This is a genomic window from Vibrio ouci, assembly GCF_004551525.1.
Lineage (GTDB): Bacteria > Pseudomonadota > Gammaproteobacteria > Enterobacterales > Vibrionaceae > Vibrio > Vibrio ouci.
The window spans coordinates 1-2308 of record NZ_SATR01000132.1; the positions used below are offsets into that span (position 1 = coordinate 1).

Below are 2308 nucleotides of genomic sequence, written 5' to 3' on the forward strand. Positions count from 1 at the left end.
CAGAGTCGAGCTATTATCGGGTACTGAGTGAACAAGGACAACTTAACAACCGAGGCCGTCAGAAGAGTAGACAAAAGCAAGCGAAGCCAACGAGTTATACGGCGACAGGCTCGAATCAAGTCTACACATGGGATATCACTTACTTACCGTCAAAAGTTCGAGGTCAGCATTACTATTTGTACGTCATAGAGGATATCTACAGCCGAAAAATCGTGGGTTATGAGGTGTATGAACGTGAGTGCGGTGAGTTAGCGTCACAACTCCTGCAACGAACGTTGATGCGAGAGCAGTGCTTCAATCAACCGCTGGTTCTTCACTCAGATAACGGTGCGCCTATGAAGTCACTGACGTTCAAAGCGAAGATGGATGAGTTAGGCATTACCTCATCGTATAGTCGCCCGAGAGTCAGTGATGATAACCCGTATGTAGAATCGTTGTTCCGCACAGTAAAGTACATGCCAAACTGGCCGACAAAGGGCTTTGAAACTCTCGACAACAGTCGCAGTTGGGTTGAAGCCTTCGTACGCTGGTACAACACCGAGCACAAGCACAGTAAGCTAAATTATGTCACGCCTTCACAGCGTCATAGTGGAAAAGATGAAGATATCTTGAAGCGCCGTGCTGAGGTATTACTCGCTGCAAAACAACGGAAGCCTGAACGATGGCCTGGTGATATCAGGAACTGTAAGCCAGTTGGCGAAGTCCACCTAAATCCAGAAAGAGAAGCTGCTTAATAAGCGAGCAAATGATGGCAACTATCTTGAAAAACACCGCAATGGTTGGTTGCCGAGGCAACTGCCAAGGTAGGATGCTGCTTGAAAAAGAAGTTCAAAGCGCCTTTAAGCCAGAGAAACTCAAATCTAGCCTACTCGACCTGACAATGAAGCAACCCACGAACATTAGCATGTTTTACGGGCTGAGAGATTCAAGAACTTAGACCGACAATACTGATTTGCTGAGTCTACTAGGGACAGACTGCCAGAGGGGCAAAGAATTAGAGCCTAAGATTTTTAAGCCATTGAAATACAAGTAAACATAACGCCAAATTAAGGTGTGAACAACGCTAACACCCTAGCTAAACCATTGTGCCATAATCACTAAACTGGCTTGAAGTGAAAGCGCCGAGCGTTGTGAATCACTCTTAAATTTATTGTTATGTGACTAGCACCTTTGATAGGCAGATTGAGCGTTTTACACCAACATACTTACCATACGCACTCGATTCTGAGTAAGAGTTACGTTCATAGAAACTGACTGCTTTTGAGTTAACTCTACGTGTCGACAGAATAGCTTTTCGATACCCTTTGCTAACTGCGTAACATTCGAGTTGCTTCAGCAAGTAGGACCCTGCACCAGACTTGTTGGAGTACATTCGCTTTAGTTCACAAACTTCATTTTCATGGTATCGAAACACTCCACATGCTACTGCGACAGTGTTCAGATATACCACGATGCATCCATCTTTCGAAGAATCAAAAGCATCAGATGCAAACGAGCTTTCACCAGAGTCACTGGTAATTTGAGTAAGTGATGAGTTCAATTCAGCGACCAACGACTGAAAATCACTGTTACTTGGTTCTACTTTCTTATGTTCGAATCTCATACCTGTCACATAACGCCTTGCTAAGGTGTGAGTAACGCAATACAAAAGCTACCGCATGGCGCCCTAATCACCCTAAGCCACCGCATAGTAAAAATGCCACGCGTTACGAATCACTCTTAAGCAATTTGTTAGTACATGCGCTACTTCTATTTGTGCGCTCCAAGATATTGAAAAGTAGCATGATATGAAAGGCTTTGAGCACTGAAGTGAGACGGGCAGCTACAAAAGTTAAACTCGATTGAAAAACGAAAGTTGGCTAGAAGAAAAACGCACTGAACTGCCCTACTTTCACTGGCTTCAAATTAGAAAAGGATTCGATCCTCGCACTTCGACGGCAACGCCAAAGAAAGGCAATTCTGACTTAGTAAAAACCACGAAAGAGAAGAAGCGCCAAACAAATAGGCTAAGAGTTAGAAACCGTAAACGGTGAAATCAAAGCAAACACTCCGCATATAGTGCCACCGGAAAGAACGTGAAAGGTACAAACTGAAAGGTGTAAAGACGAACGCCAAAACAGATAAACACCAAAACTGATGACCTTTGATGCTAAACCCGTACTAACGCCCAATTAACGTGTGAGCAGCGCAGACACTGAACTTGAATACTGCGCCGTAAACACTAAATTCAACCCGAATTGAGAGCGCCAAGCGTTGCGAATCACTGTTGAATTGTTTGTTATGTTTTACCACAAACATATGATTTACA

At 43.9% G+C, this 2308-nt stretch carries 2 protein-coding genes; one reads left to right on the forward strand and one right to left on the reverse strand.

Annotated features, from left to right (window positions below; all coding sequences use genetic code 11):
• The coding region (locus tag ELS82_RS24295; RefSeq protein ID WP_134837691.1) for an IS3 family transposase at positions 1–734 on the forward strand (734 nt) is incomplete at its 5' end.
• 419 nt (positions 735–1153) lie between these two features.
• Here ELS82_RS24295 and ELS82_RS24305 read toward each other — a convergent pair.
• The gene (locus ELS82_RS24305) at positions 1154–1603 is read right to left on the reverse strand and encodes a GNAT family N-acetyltransferase (protein WP_134837693.1); all 450 of its coding nucleotides are present in this window, start codon (positions 1601–1603) and stop codon (positions 1154–1156) included.
• Positions 1604–2308 lie beyond the last annotated feature (705 nt).